Here is a 17,047-nt window from a genome sequence, read left to right on the forward strand (position 1 = left end):
GGAAGATAGTCACGGCGTACGACCACCGAACGAGGGGAGCCGCGGGGTGTCCACGAAGGTGCGCACGGCCGACACACGCGAGCGCATCCTGACCGCGGCGTGCGAGGTCATCGCCGAGATCGGCTTCGAGAAGATCCGCATGCGCATGGTCGCCGAGCGGGCCGGTGTGTCGACGGCGCTGCTGCACTACCACTTCGACACGCGCGAGAAGCTGTTCACCGAGGCGATGACCCACTCGTTCGCCCACACCGCCGTCGACGTCGACCGCGACGCGGAGACGGCGCCGGCGGCGGTCGTCCTGGCCCGCATCCTGCGCAGCCTGCTGCCCACAGATCCCGAACTGCGCCAGGACTGGCGGCTGTGGCAGGAACTGTGGGCCCGGGCCCTGCGCGACGAGACCACCCGGGCCTTCGCCGTGGACCTGTACGCGCAGCTGCACACCTGGGTGGCCGACGCGGTACGACGCGGCATCGCGTCCGGCGAGTTCACGCCGACCGACGTGGACGCCCTCAGCACACTCGTCCTGTCCCTGAGCGACGGCTACGGCATCCGCCTCATGCTCCGCGACCCGACGGTCACCCTGGACAGCGCCCTCACGGCCATCTGGCGCCAGGTGTCCGCGGCGCTGGGCCTGCCGGACGCGGTGCCGGTGGACTGACCTCCCACAGCTCGGGCACCCGGCCGCCGCCAGTGTGCATCTGGGTCGCCAGCGTCCGCAGCGCCGCGGCGAACGCCACCGGGTTGCGGAGGAACTCCATGTGGATGCCGGGGAATTCGGTCCATGGCGCACCGATCCGGCGGGCGATCTCGACGGAGGGCCGCGCATAGTACAGCCCGCGGTCCTCCGCGCCGGCGCCGAGCACGATCGGGAAGGGCGCCGCCTTCAGCGCGGCCTCGTCGGGCCGGAAGGCGGCGAAGCCCGGCCACTCGGATCCGAAGAGGTGCTCCTGGTTGGTGAGGAACCGCTGCCACAGGTCGTCCGGCCAGCGATACGTCCCCTCACCGCGTACCGTCTCAGCGAACCGGCGGCCCGCCGCCGGGCCGCCGCCCTCCGCGTAGAGCGCGGCCAGCTCCGGGAAGAAGCCCCGCGCCGGATCGTCGGCGGGCAGGACGTTCACCGCGGGCGGCTCGTGCGCGATCAGCCCCGACACCACCTCGGGATACGACGAGGCCAGCGTGAGCCCGATGATCGCGCCACCGCTGTTGCCGAACACCAGCGCCCGGCCACCGGCCAGGCCCGCGACCAGCTCGCGGGCGTCGGCCGCCTGCTGCGCGAGCCGCATGGGCGTACCGCTGCGTCCGGTGCTGCGCGAGTTGCCTCGCCGGTCGTAGGTGACCACCGTGAACGCGTCCGCCAGTTCGTCGGCGACGGCACTGTAGTACCCGGCATCGCCGCCCGCCCCGCTGATGAGCAGCAGCGCCGGCCCGCCGCCGCGGATCTCGTAGTACAGCTCGGCGTGGTCGACCTCGAACATGCCACTGCGCATCCATGCACTCCGTTCTCGACGAGGCGCTGCCGCCGGTAGCGGTCGGGTGCCGCTGTACCGGTCAGGTGCCAGTGTGTCCGAGACGGCTGTCCTCGAGGTGTACCGGCGCCCCCTCCCGCACCGACCGCACGGCCGCCGGCGCGATCGCCAGGGCGGCGCGGGCGTCCTCTCCGCCGCGTCGGCCCTGAAGGATGTGGTCGGCGCCCACAAGGCGACGTACTCCGTTCCGGACGAACAGGTCACCGCGACCGTCGACGTCGGCCCCTGGATGGAACAGAAGATCGCCGCCGTACTGGCTCATCGCACCGAGGTACAACGGGGAGCCGTACCCGGCCTGATCGCCGGCCTGTAGCAGGAGGCTAGAACGCGGCTCTTCTCCACCGAGTGGTACATCCGCCGCACCCCCGTCTCCGCCTGCACCCCGGAATCCCAGACCGAACTGACCGCCCGACCACCCGGCCACCCGGCCACCCCAGGGTCACGCAGCCCAGGTGATTCGTGTAATCCATAACGATCTTGGCTGAAACCTTGCGTGAATCCTGGCCGCCTCTAGCCTCCCGGCATGGCTTTTCTTTCAAGTCGCCGCAAAAGGGCCCGCCTCGCCCCGGAACTCGACGACCAGGACCTGGGCAGGCTGCTGAAGTCCCTGCTGGCGACGACGAGGACCGGAACGATCGCGACGACGGACCTGTGCGCGGCGCAGATGTCCCGTCTCCTGGACCAGGATCCGGGGGACTGGGACCGCCGCACGCACCGCCTGGGCGTCCTGGCGGACTACCTGGCCGACTCGCATCTGCCGCGGTCCTGGGCGACGCGCGAGCCGCACAACGCGAGCGCGCTCGTGCTGCACGCCTGGACACAGCTGGCACGTGCCCGCTCGCAGGGGCGCCCGGAGGACACGGGCGACGCCACAGACGCCTGTCTCCGTGCCGCCGAACTCGCTCCGGAGGACCCCACTCCCTGGGTGGTCCTCCTGGGGCTGGCGCGCACGCAACGCTGGGAGCAGTCCCAGGTGTTCGGGGTGTGGAACGAGGTGCTCACGCGCGATCGCTGGAACCGCGAGGCCTACCTGAACATGCTGGGCTATCTCACCCCGGAAGAGGCGGGCTCACGCATCCAGGTCCTGGAGTTCGTGGACGCCCTGGGCGCCCGTATGCCGGCGAACGCGCCCTGCGCGGCGACGGAACTGACCGCCCAGGTCCTGCAGTACCACTCCGTCCTCGGCCGGGGCGGATTCGAGGCGCTGGTGGCGCGGAACCACTGGTCCCAGGCGATGGCCGCCCAGGCACTCGACCGCGTGGCCCGGACCTGGGTGCAGCCGGGATTCCTCCACCATGCCAAGGCTCTTGCCGACCTCAACCTCCTCGCCTACGCGCTGATGGCCGCCGACCGGCGCCGCGAGGCCCGACCGGTCTTCGAGGCGCTCGGCGGCACCGTCACCGGGTGGCCCTGGCATGCCGACGGCGACCCTCTGACGGAGTTCGACCAGGCACAGCGGAGAGCCACCGCCGGGCAGTGATCCGCCCCCCCCCGCACCGTCAAAACGTCGGTGACGCCACCCGAACGCCGGTTGCGTCACACCGTGGCACGATGGTGGGAGCATCACCTACTGAGGGGGTGTGGGGCATGGCCACATCGGAGAAGGCACCTGCCTCAGGAACCCGCCCGGGGTTGCGGCGCGAGATCGGCTTCGTCGGGCTCATCTGGGCCTCGGAGGGGTCGATCATCGGATCCGGGTGGCTGTTCGGTGCTCAGGGGGCGCTGGCGGCGGCCGGGCCCGCGGCGATCATCTCCTGGGCCATCGGCGGCGTCGCCATCCTGATCCTGGCGCTGGTGCACGCCGAACTCGGCGGAATGTACCCGGTCTCCGGCGGCACCGCCCGCTTCCCGCACTACGCCTTCGGCGGGGCCGCCGGCGCGTCCTTCGGCTGGTTCTCCTGGCTGCAGGCGGCCACCGTGGCACCCATCGAGGTGCTGGCGATGATCACGTACGCCCAGCACTACTCCTGGGCGAGCGGCTGGGAGAAGATCAAGGGCGGCGAGCACGTCCTGACCCCGACCGGCATCGCCGTCGCGGTCGGTCTGATGGCGGTCATCACGGCCATCAACTTCCTCAGCATCCGGCTGCTGGCCCGCACCAACAGCGCGGCGACCTGGTGGAAGGTCGGCGTCCCGCTGGTGACGATCTTCGTGCTGGCCGTCGCCCAGTTCCACACCAGCAACTTCACCGCTGCCGACGGATTCGACCCCTACGGGGCCAAGGGCATCCTGTCCGCCGTCTCCACCAGCGGCATCATCTTCGCGCTGCTCGGCTTCGAGCAGGCCGACCAGCTCGCCGGCGAGAGCGCCAACCCCAAGCGCGACATTCCGCGCGCGGTGATCGGGTCCATCGTCCTCGGCATCATCATCTACATCCTCCTGCAGGTGACCTTCCTCGCCGCTCTGCCCGCGTCCCAGATCGGCAGCCACTGGGCCACCTCCGCGTTCACCGCCCTGAGTGGACCGTTCGCCCAGATCGCCACGCTCATCGGCCTCGGCTGGCTGGCGACGGTCCTCTATCTCGACGCCGTGATCTCGCCGGCCGGCACCGGCCTGATCTACATCACCGGCTCGTCCCGGGTCTCCTACGGCCTGAGCCGCAACGGCTATGTGCCCACCGCGTTCGAGGCCACGAACCGGCGCGGCGTCCCGTGGGTCGGCCTGATCACCGCGTTCGTGATCGGCTGCGTCTGCTTCCTGCCCTTCCCGAGCTGGCGTTCCCTGGTCGGGCTGATCACCAGCGCGAGCGTGCTCATGTACGCCGGCGCCCCACTGTCCTTCGGCGTGTTCCGCAACCGCCTGCCGGACGCCCACCGCCCCTACCGGCTGCCCGGCGGCAGCTGGATGTCGCCGCTGGCCTTCGTCGTGGCCAACCTGCTGATCCTGTGGTCCGGTTGGGACACCGACTGGAAGCTCGGCGTCGCCATCCTCATCGGCTACGTCATCCTGATCGCCAACCGCGTGTTCAAGATGAATCCCATCACGCCCCAGCTCGACCTGCACGCCGCGCAGTGGCTGCCCGTCTACCTCGTCGGAATGGGCCTCATCGTCTACCTCAGCGACTTCGGGCCCCTCAAGCACCCCTGGTTCCCGCTGTGGTGGGACATCGGCGTCGTCACCGCGTTCAGCCTCCTCGTCTACTACTGGGCCCTGGCGGTCGCCCTGCCGAGCGAGCAGATCCAGAGCATGGTCGACCAGGTCGTCGTCCCGGAGGAGGAGACCATCCTCTGACCGCCGTCCAGCACGAATGACCGCCGTCGGGCACGAAACGGGTCACGCCCGTCCGTGGGCTTCCTGCGAGCGCCGCGACAGCGAGTCGATGACCACCGCGGCGAAGAGCACCCCGCCCGTGATCACGAGCTGGACCGCGGTGGGGGTGTCCGTGAGTGCCATGCCCGACGCGATCGACTGGATGACCAGGATGCCGAGCACCGCGGACCAGGTCGTACCGCGTCCTCCGAAGAGGCTGGTGCCACCGATGACCGCTGCCGCGATGGCGTTGAGCAGCAGCACACCCGAGCCCGAACCCTGGCTCACCGAGGTGATGCGCGAGGCCAGGAACAGGCCGCCCAGCGCGGCCATGGTGCCCGAGACCGCGAGCACCGCGGTCTGTACCCGCAGCACGCTGAGACTGGCCCGACGGGCCGCCTCGACCCCGCCGCCGAGGGCGTAGACCTGTCGTCCGTAGTGCGTGCGCCGGAGAACGATGTCGAGGCCGGCCACCACGACGAGGAAGATCAGGAGGCCCAGCGGCAGACCCTGGAACCGGTTGAGCACATATGCGGCGGCGAAGGTGATCACCGCGAGTACTGCCGTACGTGCCGCGATGCCCCGGAGCGAGCGGTACGGCATGCCGACGGCCTTGCGGCGCCGTCGCTCCAGGTAGGACCCGAGGAAGACCATGCCCGTGCCGAGGGCCGCCAGTCCGTAGGCGGCGGCGTGGTTGGTGAAGTAGTAGCTGGTCAGCTTGGCGACGAGCCCGTTCTCGTCGAGGTTGACGGTGCCGCTCGTCCCGAGGATGGCGAGCATGACGCCGTTCCAGGTCAGCAGTCCGGCGAGGGTGACGACGAACGCCGGCACACGGATCTTGGCGAAGGAGAAGCCTTGGATCGTTCCCGCCAGGGTCCCGGTGAGCACCGCGACGATGAGCGCGAGCCATTCCGGCACGCCCTGGTTCACGTTCAGAACGGCGAAGACCGCCGCAGCGAGGCCGCTGATCGAGCCGACGGACAGGTCGAGTTCGCCGAGGAGCAGCACGAAGACGATGCCGACCGCGATCAGACCCGTACCCACGATGTCCACGCTGAGATTGGACAGGTTCCGGGGCGAGAGGAAGTTCGCGTTGAGGGACTGGAAGGTGATCCAGACCACGGCGAGGACGAGGATGACGGGGAGCGAGCCCAGTTCGCCGGCGCGCAGCTTGTGCCGGAAGACGGCGGTGCAGCCCTCCAGGGCCTGGGTGACCGCCCGCATGCGGTGCGGCCGAGGGGCCTCGGCGGTGGGTGCGGAGGATTCGGCTCGCGTGTGGTCCGCCATGTCGTGCATCCCTTTCACCACCCCGCTTCCTGGTGCGCCATCCGGCGGGGCACGTTTTCCGTGGCACCGGTGATGGAGGAGATGATCTGCTCCTGAGACGCGGTGTTCACGTCGAAGAAGCCGTTGTTGCGGCCCAGCCGCAGTACGGCGGCCCGGTCCGCGAGGGCTTTCACATCCCCCAGGTTGTGGCTGATGAGCAGCACGCCCAGACCGCGGTCCCGCAGCCGGTCGACGAGGTCCAGTACCTCGGTGGTCTGCTCGATGCCCAGCGCCGCGGTCGGTTCGTCGAGGAGCAGGACCCGCGGTTCACCGAGCAGGGAGCGAGCGATGGCGACGGTCTGCCGCTGGCCGCTGGACAGGGAGACGACGGGGCCGCGCAGATCGGGGACGCCCTTGGTCAGCCGCTCCAGCAGGTGTCTGCTGCGGCGTTCCATCTCCACCTCGTCGAGGAAACCGAACCTGCGGATCTCCCGGCCGAGGAAGAGATTGCCGACGACGTCGAGGTTCCCGCACAGCGCGAGGTCCTGGTAGACGGTGGCGATGCCGAGGGCGCGGGCGTCGTGCGGACGCCTGATGTGGACGGGCCGGCCCTCCCACTCGATGGTGCCCTTGTCCGCGGGGGCGACGCCGGAGATCACCTTGACCAGGGTGGACTTGCCGGCCCCGTTGTCGCCCATCAGGGCGAGGACCTGGCCGGCGTGGAGCTCCAGCTCGATGTCCGTCAGGACATCGACGACACCGAAGCGCTTGCACACGCCGTGCAGCGCCAGCAGCGGGGGAGCCGGCACGGAAACCATCTCCTTCCCGGGGCACGGCCGCGGTCGGGAACCGCGCTGTCAGGTCAGCCCGGCCCGCTTGCAGGCGGCCGCGAGCTGAGGGGTGCAGATCTGCCGGACCGTGTACACGCCGTCCTTTACCAGGGTGTCCTTGATGTCGGGCGCGGTCACGGACACCGGGGTGAGCATGACGGCCGGAACCTCCGTCCCGCCGCGGGTCCGCACCTTGGTCGTGGCGACCCGGTCGAGGCTGTCGCCGCGGGCCGCCGCCACGGCCATGGCGGCGCCGGCGGAAGCCTCGGGTTTGAACGGCTTGTAGACCGTCATGTACTGATCACCGCCGACGATACGCCGCACGGCGCCAAGTTCGGCGTCCTGGCCGGTGACGGGGGGCAGCGGCTGGACCTTGTTCGCTTTGAGGGCGGAGATGCTTCCGGCGGCCAGGCCGTCGTTGGCGGCGTAGACCCCCTGGATGTCGTCGGGGCCGAGGGCGGCGATGGCGGCGTTCATGTTCATGTTGGCTGCCTCCATCCGCCACTGTTGCGTGTCGTACGACTTGCCGATCTTCACTTTCCCTTTGAGCACGGACAGAGCGCCCTTCTTGAACGCCACCGCGTTGGGGTCGGTGAGATCGCCGTTCATCATGACGATCTGGCCGCCGTGCACCTTGTCGCCCATGGCCTTCAGCAGCGCGCGGCCCTGGAGTCTGCCGACCTCCTCACCGTCGAAGGAGACGTATCCCGAGATCGGGCCCTCGGCGAGCCGGTCGTAGGCGATGACCGGGATGCCCGCCTCGTGCGCCTTCTGGACCGTGGGGCGCAGCGACCTGGCGTCCACGGGCACGAGCAGGATGGAGTCGACCCCCTCGGTGATCATCGATTCCATCTGTTCCTGCTGGATGGCCACGTCGTTCTTGGCGTTGGCGTACTCGATCACGCAGTCGTGGCACAAGTCCTTGATCGTCTTCTCCAGCAGGGGCCTGTCCTGTGTCTCCCAACGGGCGGTGGTGGCGTCCGGCAGCAGCACACCGATCGTCGGCGAATCTCCCCCTGCGGAGCTGTTCCCGGCGCTCGTCCCGCAGGCCGCGACGGCGAAGATCGCCGAGGCGGCGGCCATGGCCATGGCCGCGTTTCCCATGAAGGCCTTCATCGGAGAGACCTCCCTGAACGAGCTGGCCGGGAAGACAGCTGGCCGGGAAGACGACTGGCCGCGAAGACGGCCACGCCGTCAGTGTGACACCGGCCGCGGTGATCTGCGAACCCGGCTTCCGGGCCATCGGCCTGTCCGGTTAGTCCTTATATGCGATTCTGGTGTAAGGGCCTCATCGCACTCTGTCGGCACCTCGGCCTGGACGGGAGGTAGGTGCGGACATGCCCCATGACGGCAGTGCCAGGGCCGGAGTCGCACAGCTGCGGGCATCCGACGCCGACTCCGCCGGTACCGGCCCGCCGCCGGTGCCCGAGGCCGCCGCGAGTGTCCGCATACTGACGTTCGCCGGAGCGGCGCTGGCAGCGGTCTATGTGCTCGGTGCCGGGACGGAAGAGCTTCGACGGGTGGAGACCGCCGGTCGCGCCGCCCCCGAGTGCGGGCTGCCCGAGCGCCTGCCCCTGTCCGGTGACTCACCCGCCGCCCAGGTCGTCCGCACGGGCCGGACGCTGTGGCTGAACCCCGCGGCACTCGCCTCCTTCCCCGAGGGCGGCCCGAGGCCGCCGCGAGCGCAGACATCGCTGGCCGCGCTGCCGCTGCGGGCGGAGGGCAGGCGTCTGGGCTGCCTCGTCGCCGTGGGCGCGAGCGCGGACGGCTTCGAGCCCGAGCAACAGCGCTTCCTGGAGCGGTACGCCGACGCGGTCGCCGGCCTGCTCCATACGGCGACCGGGGGCCCCACGCCGTCGCCGCTGCTGGGCCCCGCCCTGCGGCGCCTGCGCGTCGGCTCGTTCGCCCTGGTGCCGGACACCGGCCTGATCGAGGCGGACGAGACGCTCCTCGAGCTGGTCGGTATCACGCCGGACGAGTTCGACGGCAAGGCGGACACCCTGCTCGCGCACACCCTCCCGGAGGACATGCACGCGCTGATGTCGGTCCTCGAGCCGTCCGCGCACGCGCTCGGCGGCCGGGCGCTGGAGTTCCGGGTCCGCCGCCCCACCGGTGGCATGCGCTGGCTGAGCCTGAGCTGCCGGGTGTTCGCCGGCACCGGCGACCGGCCGGAGCAGGTGCTGGGTGTGGTGACGGCGACCTCGGTCCTGCCCCGGAGCACCGACGACGTCTCCAGGATCCAGTGGCTGACCGCCGCACTCGACGACGCCACCACGGTCGCCGACGTCAGCCGGGTGGTGGTCACCGCCCTCCGGGAGCCGCTCGGCGCCGACCGGGTGGCCCTCGCCGAGCTGCAGGACGACCGGCTCGTGGTCACCGTGCTCGACCCGCCGGAGCCCGCCGCCTGGCCCGAGGTGTGGCGTTCGGAGTGGCGCTCGCAGTGGCCCGCCACACCGGTCAGCGCCCTGCCCACCCTGCAGCTGGCACTGCGGGACGGACGGATGGACCTGTGGCCCGCCGGTACGGCCGTCGAACCCGGACTCACGGGCATCGGCCCCGGAGGTCTGGCGGTCCTGCCGCTGCCCGCCCAGGGGCGGGCCGCCGGCCTGTGCCTGATCGGCTGGGACCGGCCGCACGAGTTCGTCCCCGAGGAACGCTCCCAGCTGACCGCGACCGCGGCGCTGGTCGGCCAGGCCCTCAAGCGTGCCCACGCACACGACGCGGAGCAGGAACTCGCCACGATGCTGCAGCGCAGCCTGCTGCCCCGGCGCCTGCCCGAACTGTCCGGAGGGACCGCCGTCGCCCGCTATCTGCCCGCCCGCCGGGGTTTGCAGGTGGGCGGCGACTGGTACGACGTCATCGCCCTCTCCGAGGACCGGGTGGCGCTGGTCATCGGAGACGTGCAAGGACACAGCGCCGCAGCGGCGACGATCATGGGCCAGATGCGTACCGCGGTCAGGGCGTACGCGGTGGAGGGCCACCCACCGGACGTGGTGGTCTCCCACGCCAACCGCCTCCTCGTCGGCATGGAGACCGATCTGTTCGCCACCTGCTGCTACGCCGAACTCGACATGGAGCAGGGCAACACCCTGTTCGTCCGGGCCGGACATCTCGCACCGCTCGTACGGCATCCCGACGGCAGCACCGAGGAGATACAGGTCGAGGGCGCGCTCCCGCTGGGCATCTCCGCCGAGGCGGAGTTCCCCATGACGTCGGTCGCACTCGCCCCCGGCACGCTGCTCGCCCTGGTCACCGACGGCCTGGTCGAGGCCGCCGACCTCCCCCTGGACGAGGGCATGCAGCGCACCCGCACCGCACTCGCCGTGGCCGACCCGTCGGACCCGGGGCGGGTGGCCGACGAACTGCTGGGTGACGGCGGCCGTCGCGAGGACGACGTGGCGCTGTTGTTGCTGCGCTACGACGGCATGAAGACCCGGCCGATACGGGCCGGATGGGCGGTGTGGCGGCTGCCGGACGCGGTCATGCACGCCCGCCGATTCACCGCGCGCACGCTGCGCCGCTGGAACATCGAACAGGTCGCCGACGCGGTGCTGCTGGTCGTCTCCGAACTCGTCACCAACGCCCTGGTGCACACCCAGGGACCGGTCCACGTCGACCTGACGCTCCGCGGGGACCGGCTGCGTGTCTGCGTGAGCGACTCGTCCCCCCGCGCGCCCGCCAAGCCGGTGATCGTCGACTGGGAGTCGACCGGCGGCCGGGGCCTGCTCCTGGTGGAGGCGATGTCGGAGTCCTTCGGCTCCATGCCGGTGGCCAGCGGCAAGCAGGTGTGGAGCGAGATCGTCGTACCACCGCGCGATCCGGAACGCCCGGACCCGGGGATCAGGACGGACTCAGGGAGTCCGCCATGAACCGGGGGAGTCGGCCATGACCCGGGGAGTCGGCCATGACCCGGGGAGTCGGCCATGATCCGGGGGAGTTCGCCATGAGAACCCGTACCCGGCACCTCGTCGCGGCGCTCGCCGCGGGGCTCCTGGCGATCCCCCTGGCGGCTTGCGCAGGAAACGACAGGATGGGCGGGAACGGTTTCACCGTCGGCCTGCTGCTCCCGAGCCGGTCGGTGCCCCGCTGGGAGCACTTCGACAAACCCCTGATCGAGAAGCGGCTGAAGGATCTGTGTCCCCGCTGCGGCCTGGAGTACGCCAACGCCGACAACGACGCGACCAGACAGCAGCAGCAGATGACCTCCATGATCACGAAGGGGGCCAGGGTCCTGATCCTCGACGCCGCGGACACCCGGGCACTCCGCTCCTCGATCCAGCAGGCGCGCACGGCCGGCGTCCCGGTCATCGCCTACGACCGGCTCGCCGAAGGCCCGATCTCGGGCTACGTCTCCTTCGACGGTGCGAAGGTCGGCAAGCTCCAGGCCGAGGCGCTCCTCAAGGCCATGGGCGACAGGGCGAACGGCGGGGACGTCGTCATGATGAACGGTGATCCGACCAGCGCGAACGCGGCATGGTTCAGGAAGGGGGCACTGTCCGTCCTCACCGGCAAGGTGAACATCCGCCGGTCGTACGACACCCCGGGCTGGAGCATGGACAACGCCCACGCCAACATGTCCGCCGCCATCGCGGCCCTGGGCCCCGGGCGGATCGACGGCGTCCTGGCGGCCAACGACACCATGGCGGCCGGCGTCATCGCCGCTCTCAAGAGCGCGCAGGTACGGCGACTTCCCCCCGTAACCGGCCAGGACGCCGACCTCGACGCCGTACGCCGCATCATCAAGGGCGAACAGCTCATGACGGTCTACAAGCCCTTCGCTGCGGAAGCCGCCGCAGCCGCCGCCATGGCCGTCGCCCTCGGGCGGGGCGAGAGCCTGCGCGACATCGCCACGACGACGACCGACAGCCTGACCACGCGACACATCCCGACCGTCCTGCTCGCTCCGAGGGCGGTGACAGCCGCCAACATCAGGCAGACGCTGGTCAAGGACCGCTTGTACACCATCGAGCAGATCTGCACTCCGCAACTCCGCCCCGCATGCGAGAAGGCCGGCCTCGACGATCACGGGGCGACCGGCTGAGCATGGACGGCCGAGCTGTCGTGGTCACGCCCTGCGCTGCTGCCGGATCGGCTTGCCCACCCGGTGCATGTGTGCCAGGGCCTCGCGGTACGACTGGATCAGCCCCGTCTCGTGGTAGGGCACCCCGAGCTCGGCGCAGTACTCCCGCACGATCACCTGGGCCCGGCGCAGATGGACCGTGGGCATGCTCGGGAACAGATGGTGCTCGATCTGGTAGTTGAGCCCGCCCAGCATCACGTCGGTGAACCAGCCGCCGCACACGTTGCGGGACGTCAGAACCTGGCGGCGCAGGAAGTCGAGCCGCTGTGCACCGGTGATCGTGGGCATGCCCTTGTGATTGGGAGCGAAGGTGCAGCCCAGGTAGACGCCGAACAGGCACTGGTTCACGGCGAGGAACGCCACCGCCTTGCCGGGTGAGAGCACCAGGAACAGGGCGGTGAGCAGACCCGCGATGTGGAGCAGGAGCAGAGCGCCCTCCAGCAGCCGGTTCCGCATGGACGGCGAGCGCAGCGCCCGCAGACTCGCGACGTGCAGATTGAAGCCTTCCAGGGTCAGCAACGGGAAGAACAGCAGCGCCTGGTGACCGCCGAGGAGACGGGCCACGCCACTGCTGGCGCGAGCCTGTTCGGTGGACCACACCAGGATGTCCGGGGCGACATCGGGATCCAGTTCCTCATGGTTGGGGTTGGCGTGGTGGCGGGTGTGCTTGTTCATCCACCAGCCGTAGCTCATGCCGATACCGAGGTTGCCGAACAGCCGCCCCCCGATCTCGCTGTGCCGGCGCCGCCGGAAGACCTGCCGGTGAGCCAGGTCGTGCGCCACCAGCGCGACCTGCCCGAACACCACGGCCAGAAAGGCGGCCACGGCCAGTTGCCACCAGCTGTCGCCGAGAGCGAAGAAGGCTCCCCAGCCCCCGGCGAACAGCGTGCCCACGAGACCGAGCCGCACCGTGTAGTAGCCGGGGCGCCGCTTCAGCAGACCGGCCTCGGATATGCGCTGCGACAGTCTCGCGAAGTCGCTGCCGGCACCTGTGTCGGAGGCCCGGGTCGCGACGGAGGTATCAGGGGAAGTCGTCATGCCCAGAATTCTGGTGACGGCCGGCCACCCCGAAGAAGCCTGCCAGCCACCGCATACACACGAGGGCTACCCCACATGACCCCCGGGGGTTTTCCCCCGGCCGACGTGGTCAGAGGCCGGCGTATATCTGGTCGAGGACGGTGGGCAGCAGGGCTTGGGCGGTGGTCCGGCCGTCGGGCGACAGGGTCAGGTTCGTCCAGATCACGAGCGTGACCTTGTTGTCCGGGTCGTAGCCGATGAAGGAGTTGAAGCCGGGGAGTTCACCGCCGTGGTAGTACATCGAGGCATGGGGGCCGAAGCGCTGGTAGGCGATGCCGTACCCGTACTTCTGGCCGCCGGGCGCGGCCGGGTCCTCGGCTTGCGGGCTGTGGAGCCACTGCCGCTGGAACGTGGGGCCCAGGACCTTGCCCGTCACCAGGGCCCGGATCCAGGTGGCCAGGTCGTCCGCGGTGGAGATGACGCCTCCGGCGGCGGTGGCGTAGGAGGGGTTCTGATGGGTGTAGTCCACCGGCCGGAGCTTTCCGGACCGGGCCGCCGCCTGCATGTCGGCGGGGTAGGGCCGGTCGACCAGCGCGTAGGCCGTTCCGCCGTACATGTAGCCGTGCGCATAGGGCGCGGGCAGGGACAGATCATGGGCGCCGGGCAGCGAGGTCCCCGCCAGGCCGAGCGGGGCGAACAGCCGGTCCCGGAACTGCTGGGCCAGCGGGCGGCCGCCCGCCTTCTCGGCGACGAGGCCCAGGAGTGCGTAGTTGGTGTTGTTGTACTCGTAGGACGCGTCGGGCGCGAAGTTCGGGGGGTGCCGGAACGCGATGGCCAGCATTTCCTGCGGCGTCACGGCCTGGCCCGGGTCGGCGTCCATGCGGGCCGCGAGTTCGGGTGCGTCGGTGTAGTTGTAGAGCCCGCTGCGCATCTTCAGCAGCTCGGCGATGGTGATGTGTTCGCCGTCCGGCACTCCGGGAACGTAGGCGGACACCGGGTCACTCAGCCGGAGCCTGCCGTCCTGGGCGAGGAGGAGGATCAGCGCCGAGGTCATGGTCTTGGTGTTGGAGGCGATCCGGAAGTGGTCGCCCGTGGTGGGCGGTTCGGTCGCACCCAACTCGGTGGTGCCGGCGGTCGCCCGGAACGTCCCCTGCGGGGTGCGGAGCAGTACCACCGCGCCGGGAACCATGAGTTTCTTCGCCGCACGCTCGACGGTGGCCTGGAAGGCGGCCGGATCGATGGGCTTCAGCGCGGAGGGAGTGACGTCGGAGGCGCTGGCCGTAGCCGCCGGTGTGGCCGACGCGTCGGACAGGGCCGCGCGGCCGGCGTCTGCGGGCAGGACACATCCGGCGATCAGCAGGGCCGCGCAGGGCGTCAGCAGAGCCATGCGGCGGGCGGCACACGCTTGAGAAGTCCTCATGCCGGCATCACGGCTCTCCTGCTCGGCGGTTCAGTGCCGCAACCAGAGTGAAAAACTGAACAAAATAGCTATTTTAGCACCTTTCGACACGGGGTCATCCGGGCGCCGGCCCCAGTGAACGAGATCGGCGAGGCATTCGAGGGGTTCAAGTCGCTGCCGATGATGCGTTACGGGGAGGTTCCGAGCTTCTTGGGAATGGTCGGGGACGTGAGCGGCAAGTCGGTTCTCGACCTGGCCGAGCGGCCGGACTTGTACTCGTGAAGGCCGCGCGACCGGGCCTACCGCAGCGGGAATGAGCCCCGCTGTCGCCACCGCGTTCCGTCGTGGACCAGCAAGTCGACCGACGAGACGTGTGCGACGACGGGGAGACTGCCGAGCAGATCGGCCTCGGCCTTCTCCAGGACAGCCTCGTCCTGGCCCTGGGCGACGGTCAGGTGCGGGACGACGTCGTCGAACTGCCCGCCGAACGGCGGGTTCTCCGGCCACCGCGCCACGAACGCCTCGGTGAGGCGCCTGAAGGGGGTGTCCGGTTCGGGTGCGAGATACAGCACGCCGGGAAACCGGCCGCAGCGCTCGAACCGGACCTCGAAGGACTGGTGCCGAGCGAGTACCTCGCCGATCGCGGTGCAGACACCCTGGTCGATCCGGCTCGCGTCGAGAAACGGGAAGAGCACCGTGACATGGGCCGGGACTCCGACACGGGCCGAGGGGTCAAGCCGGTCGCGCCACGCTCGCACAGCAGGCTCCGCCGCCGGGACCCTCACGATCAGCCCCGACTGCCCTGCGTGGAACCCGTGGAAGTCGTCGTCCGCCATCACGCCTGTCTATCAGCGGGGCCCGACCGACGGCGACCGAATTGCGCTCCGCATCTTCGGCGGGTGCTATTCCGATGTGACGGGGTCTGCTACTTCCGCCTGTGCGTGCGGCGTCCGGGCCGCTACCGGCCGATCAGCGGCAGCACAGGAATGGAGTGGTCCTGCCAGATGAGGCGAGAGGTCTCCTCCGGATAGGCGGTGACGGCCGGCCGCGTGTCGAAGAGATGCGTGAGGCGTTGCTCGGCGTCGTACGGGGCCCAGCCGGGGTCGCCGTGAGTCGCGAAGGCTGTCCAGGCGGTGCGCATGCGTGCGGACAGCTCCTCCGCGGCGGGGGAGGGGCTTTCGCCGATCAGCGCGGCGGGCTGGCCACGCTCCAGGTTGCCGAACACGAGAGGTACGTCGAGCCCGTGGCAGGCGCCGAAGACACCCCCCATTCCCGGTGCGGACCAGGTCAGTTCGTACAGGTGGGCACGTCCGCCGCCGGTGACTTGCGCGGTGGCGAGGTGGAGGCTCGGCATGCGGAACAGCCAGTCCGAGCAGACCAGCTCGTACAGCTCGTCCGGGCCTGCGTCCGGGAAACCGTCACGGTACCGGCGTACGCCGTCCGGGCCGGGGGCGAAGACCCGCAGAGCGGTCTCGGCCTGCTCTTCCGTCACCTGCCCCAGCATTCCGTCGAGCGCGGTCAACAGCCGCTGCTCGTCACGGGTGTGCCCGACCAGGATGTCGATGCCCCGGCCCGCGCCCCGGGCCAGGGCCTGCCAGGGGGTGTCGGGCAGGACGTCACCGTCGACGACGGGCGAGAACGGGATCGACCGGTGCGCGATGGGACCCCAGCGCTCCGCGAACGAGGCGGACTTGGCGGTGATCGCGTCACCGGCGGTGGGCAGCCGGTTCGGGGCCACGGTCGCCAAGTCGGCGACCGTCGGCCGCAGTCCGAGTTCGGCTGCGCAGGCGGCGGCGATGTCGGCAGCGAGCGCCGGTGAGAAGAACGTCCCCGGCACGCTCTGCGCGATCGCCCGCCGGAAGAGCCCTGCCGCACGCGGCATCGCCGGCAGCGTGGCGACCGACCCCGCGCCCGCCGACTGGCCGAAGACCGTGACCTGGTCCGGGTCGCCCCCGAAAGCCCGGATGTTGTCGCGCACCCACTCCAACGCGGCCACCTGATCGAGCAGTCCCCGGTTGTCGGGCGCTCCGTCGATGTGCGCGAAGCCCTCGATGCCCACGCGGTAGTTGAGCGTCACCACCACGACACCGCCCTCCCGTGCGAGGCGGGCCCCGTCGTACTCGGGGAGGCAGGACATGCCGATGCTGTAGGCGCCGCCAGGGATCCACACCATCACCGGAAGCCCTGCTCCCGGGTACGGCTCGGGCGACCAGACGTTGACCGTCAGCCAGTCGGCGCCCACCGCGTTCCGTGACAGCGCGTCCATGCCGAAGTGACCTGCCTGCGGAGGCGGCGGGCCGTACGCCACAGCCGTGCGTACGCCGTCCCAGGCCGTGACGGGCTGCGGTGCGGCGAAACGGAGCTGGTCCACCGGCGGCTCGGCGAAGGGAATGCCACGGAAGACCGCGAGGCCCTTCTCCACGCAGCCGCGCAGCGTCCCTGCTGCAGTGCGTACCTCGGGCGCGGAGCCGGCCGGCTCGGACGCGGCAGGGGTCATCACAGTCCCTTCCCAGGCAGGGAGAACGCACAGTGCGAGGTCATGCTTGTGGCCGGGCGGCGGGTGGACAGCCGACCGACACCGGGGATCATCCCGCCGAGTCGGGTTGAGGGCCAAGTGATTTACGGAGCAGGCCCGTTCGGTCGTGCAAGGCCGTTGACTCACACGGACGCGTATTGGTTG

The 17,047-nt window shown here is 70.3% G+C and carries 14 protein-coding genes and 1 pseudogene; 7 read left to right on the forward strand and 8 right to left on the reverse strand.

What is annotated here, in order from left to right; genetic code table 11:
- The first annotated feature begins 46 nt into the window (after positions 1 to 46).
- Positions 47 to 658: a TetR/AcrR family transcriptional regulator gene (locus CRP49_RS34420; protein ID WP_097256870.1), complete on the forward strand. Its 612-nt coding sequence runs from the start codon at positions 47 to 49 to the stop codon at positions 656 to 658.
- Here CRP49_RS34420 and CRP49_RS34425 read toward each other — a convergent pair.
- Entirely contained in the window at positions 594 to 1,487 is an 894-nt protein-coding gene (locus CRP49_RS34425) for an alpha/beta fold hydrolase (RefSeq protein WP_097256871.1), read from the reverse strand. The two genes, CRP49_RS34420 and CRP49_RS34425, sit on opposite strands and share 65 nt — an antisense overlap.
- Before the next feature lie 73 nt (positions 1,488 to 1,560).
- On the opposite strand from CRP49_RS34425, the gene CRP49_RS48905 reads away from it, so the two are divergent.
- The 3 genes from CRP49_RS48905 to CRP49_RS34440 all read left to right on the forward strand — a co-directional run bounded on the left by CRP49_RS48905 (position 1,561) and on the right by CRP49_RS34440 (position 4,757).
- Complete coding sequence (locus CRP49_RS48905) at positions 1,561 to 1,839, forward strand: hypothetical protein (protein ID WP_306459762.1); 279 nt, start codon at positions 1,561 to 1,563, stop codon at positions 1,837 to 1,839.
- Between the two features lie 210 nt (positions 1,840 to 2,049).
- Positions 2,050 to 3,006: a hypothetical protein gene (locus tag CRP49_RS34435; protein WP_097256872.1), complete on the forward strand. Its 957-nt coding sequence runs from the start codon at positions 2,050 to 2,052 to the stop codon at positions 3,004 to 3,006.
- A 107-nt stretch (positions 3,007 to 3,113) separates the two neighbouring features.
- The gene (locus CRP49_RS34440; protein WP_097256873.1) at positions 3,114 to 4,757 is read left to right on the forward strand and encodes an APC family permease; all 1,644 of its coding nucleotides are present in this window, start codon (positions 3,114 to 3,116) and stop codon (positions 4,755 to 4,757) included.
- A gap of 42 nt (positions 4,758 to 4,799) precedes the next feature.
- Here the strand turns inward: CRP49_RS34440 and CRP49_RS34445 are convergent, their stop codons facing one another.
- Genes CRP49_RS34445 through CRP49_RS34455 form a run of 3 tightly spaced genes read right to left on the reverse strand, consistent with a single transcriptional unit; the run spans position 4,800 to position 7,987 of the window.
- Complete coding sequence (locus CRP49_RS34445; protein WP_097256874.1) at positions 4,800 to 6,071, reverse strand: sugar ABC transporter permease; 1,272 nt, start codon at positions 6,069 to 6,071, stop codon at positions 4,800 to 4,802.
- Positions 6,072 to 6,076: 5 nt separating this feature from the next.
- On the reverse strand, positions 6,077 to 6,859 hold the full coding sequence (locus CRP49_RS34450; RefSeq protein ID WP_097256875.1) for an ATP-binding cassette domain-containing protein: 783 nt from the start codon (positions 6,857 to 6,859) through the stop codon (positions 6,077 to 6,079).
- Between the two features lie 39 nt (positions 6,860 to 6,898).
- Positions 6,899 to 7,987 carry a substrate-binding domain-containing protein gene (locus CRP49_RS34455; protein ID WP_097256876.1) on the reverse strand — a complete coding sequence of 363 codons (1,089 nt, stop codon included), beginning with the start codon at positions 7,985 to 7,987 and terminating at the stop codon, positions 6,899 to 6,901.
- A 221-nt stretch (positions 7,988 to 8,208) separates the two neighbouring features.
- On the opposite strand from CRP49_RS34455, the gene CRP49_RS34460 reads away from it, so the two are divergent.
- Together CRP49_RS34460 and CRP49_RS34465 are read left to right on the forward strand one after the other, a co-directional pair.
- Positions 8,209 to 10,740 (forward strand): SpoIIE family protein phosphatase, encoded by a 2,532-nt coding sequence (locus CRP49_RS34460; protein WP_097256877.1) that lies wholly within the window; start codon positions 8,209 to 8,211, stop codon positions 10,738 to 10,740.
- A 74-nt stretch (positions 10,741 to 10,814) separates the two neighbouring features.
- A complete protein-coding gene (locus tag CRP49_RS34465; protein WP_097257700.1) occupies positions 10,815 to 11,912 on the forward strand; it encodes a sugar ABC transporter substrate-binding protein in 1,098 nt (365 codons plus the stop codon).
- Between the two features lie 24 nt (positions 11,913 to 11,936).
- Here CRP49_RS34465 and CRP49_RS34470 read toward each other — a convergent pair whose 3' ends face one another.
- Together CRP49_RS34470 and CRP49_RS34475 are read right to left on the reverse strand one after the other, a co-directional pair.
- Entirely contained in the window at positions 11,937 to 12,989 is a 1,053-nt protein-coding gene (locus CRP49_RS34470) for an acyl-CoA desaturase (RefSeq protein ID WP_097256878.1), read from the reverse strand.
- Between the two features lie 109 nt (positions 12,990 to 13,098).
- Positions 13,099 to 14,355, reverse strand: a complete 1,257-nt coding sequence (locus CRP49_RS34475) for a serine hydrolase (protein ID WP_097256879.1) — start codon at positions 14,353 to 14,355, stop codon at positions 13,099 to 13,101.
- Between the two features lie 192 nt (positions 14,356 to 14,547).
- Between CRP49_RS34475 and CRP49_RS46035 the strand changes: the two are divergent.
- Positions 14,548 to 14,646, forward strand: a pseudogene (locus CRP49_RS46035) (class I SAM-dependent methyltransferase); the annotation flags it as partial.
- Positions 14,647 to 14,666: 20 nt separating this feature from the next.
- Here CRP49_RS46035 and CRP49_RS34485 read toward each other — a convergent pair.
- The gene (locus CRP49_RS34485; RefSeq protein ID WP_097256880.1) at positions 14,667 to 15,203 is read right to left on the reverse strand and encodes a 2'-5' RNA ligase family protein; all 537 of its coding nucleotides are present in this window, start codon (positions 15,201 to 15,203) and stop codon (positions 14,667 to 14,669) included.
- A gap of 122 nt (positions 15,204 to 15,325) precedes the next feature.
- On the reverse strand, positions 15,326 to 16,864 hold the full coding sequence (locus tag CRP49_RS34490) for a carboxylesterase/lipase family protein (RefSeq protein WP_097256881.1): 1,539 nt from the start codon (positions 16,862 to 16,864) through the stop codon (positions 15,326 to 15,328).
- Positions 16,865 to 17,047: the final 183 nt, after the last annotated feature.

Source organism: Streptomyces sp. Ag109_G2-15, assembly GCF_900215565.1.
Classification (GTDB): domain Bacteria; phylum Actinomycetota; class Actinomycetes; order Streptomycetales; family Streptomycetaceae; genus Streptomyces; species Streptomyces diastatochromogenes.

Bases quoted from the DNA above. Each gene is read 5' to 3' on its own strand.
- CRP49_RS34425 (WP_097256871.1), bottom strand. From the start codon at position 1,487: ATGCGCAGTGGCATGTTCGAGGTCGACCACGCCGAGCTGTACTACGAG.
- CRP49_RS34435 (WP_097256872.1), top strand. From the start codon at position 2,050: ATGGCTTTTCTTTCAAGTCGCCGCAAAAGGGCCCGCCTCGCCCCGGAA.
- CRP49_RS34440 (WP_097256873.1), top strand. From the start codon at position 3,114: ATGGCCACATCGGAGAAGGCACCTGCCTCAGGAACCCGCCCGGGGTTG.
- CRP49_RS34445 (WP_097256874.1), bottom strand. From the start codon at position 6,071: ATGCACGACATGGCGGACCACACGCGAGCCGAATCCTCCGCACCCACC.
- CRP49_RS34450 (WP_097256875.1), bottom strand. From the start codon at position 6,859: ATGGTTTCCGTGCCGGCTCCCCCGCTGCTGGCGCTGCACGGCGTGTGC.
- CRP49_RS34455 (WP_097256876.1), bottom strand. From the start codon at position 7,987: ATGAAGGCCTTCATGGGAAACGCGGCCATGGCCATGGCCGCCGCCTCG.
- CRP49_RS34460 (WP_097256877.1), top strand. From the start codon at position 8,209: ATGCCCCATGACGGCAGTGCCAGGGCCGGAGTCGCACAGCTGCGGGCA.
- CRP49_RS34465 (WP_097257700.1), top strand. From the start codon at position 10,815: ATGAGAACCCGTACCCGGCACCTCGTCGCGGCGCTCGCCGCGGGGCTC.
- CRP49_RS34470 (WP_097256878.1), bottom strand. From the start codon at position 12,989: ATGACGACTTCCCCTGATACCTCCGTCGCGACCCGGGCCTCCGACACA.
- CRP49_RS34475 (WP_097256879.1), bottom strand. From the start codon at position 14,355: ATGGCTCTGCTGACGCCCTGCGCGGCCCTGCTGATCGCCGGATGTGTC.
- CRP49_RS34485 (WP_097256880.1), bottom strand. From the start codon at position 15,203: ATGGCGGACGACGACTTCCACGGGTTCCACGCAGGGCAGTCGGGGCTG.
- CRP49_RS34490 (WP_097256881.1), bottom strand. From the start codon at position 16,864: ATGACCCCTGCCGCGTCCGAGCCGGCCGGCTCCGCGCCCGAGGTACGC.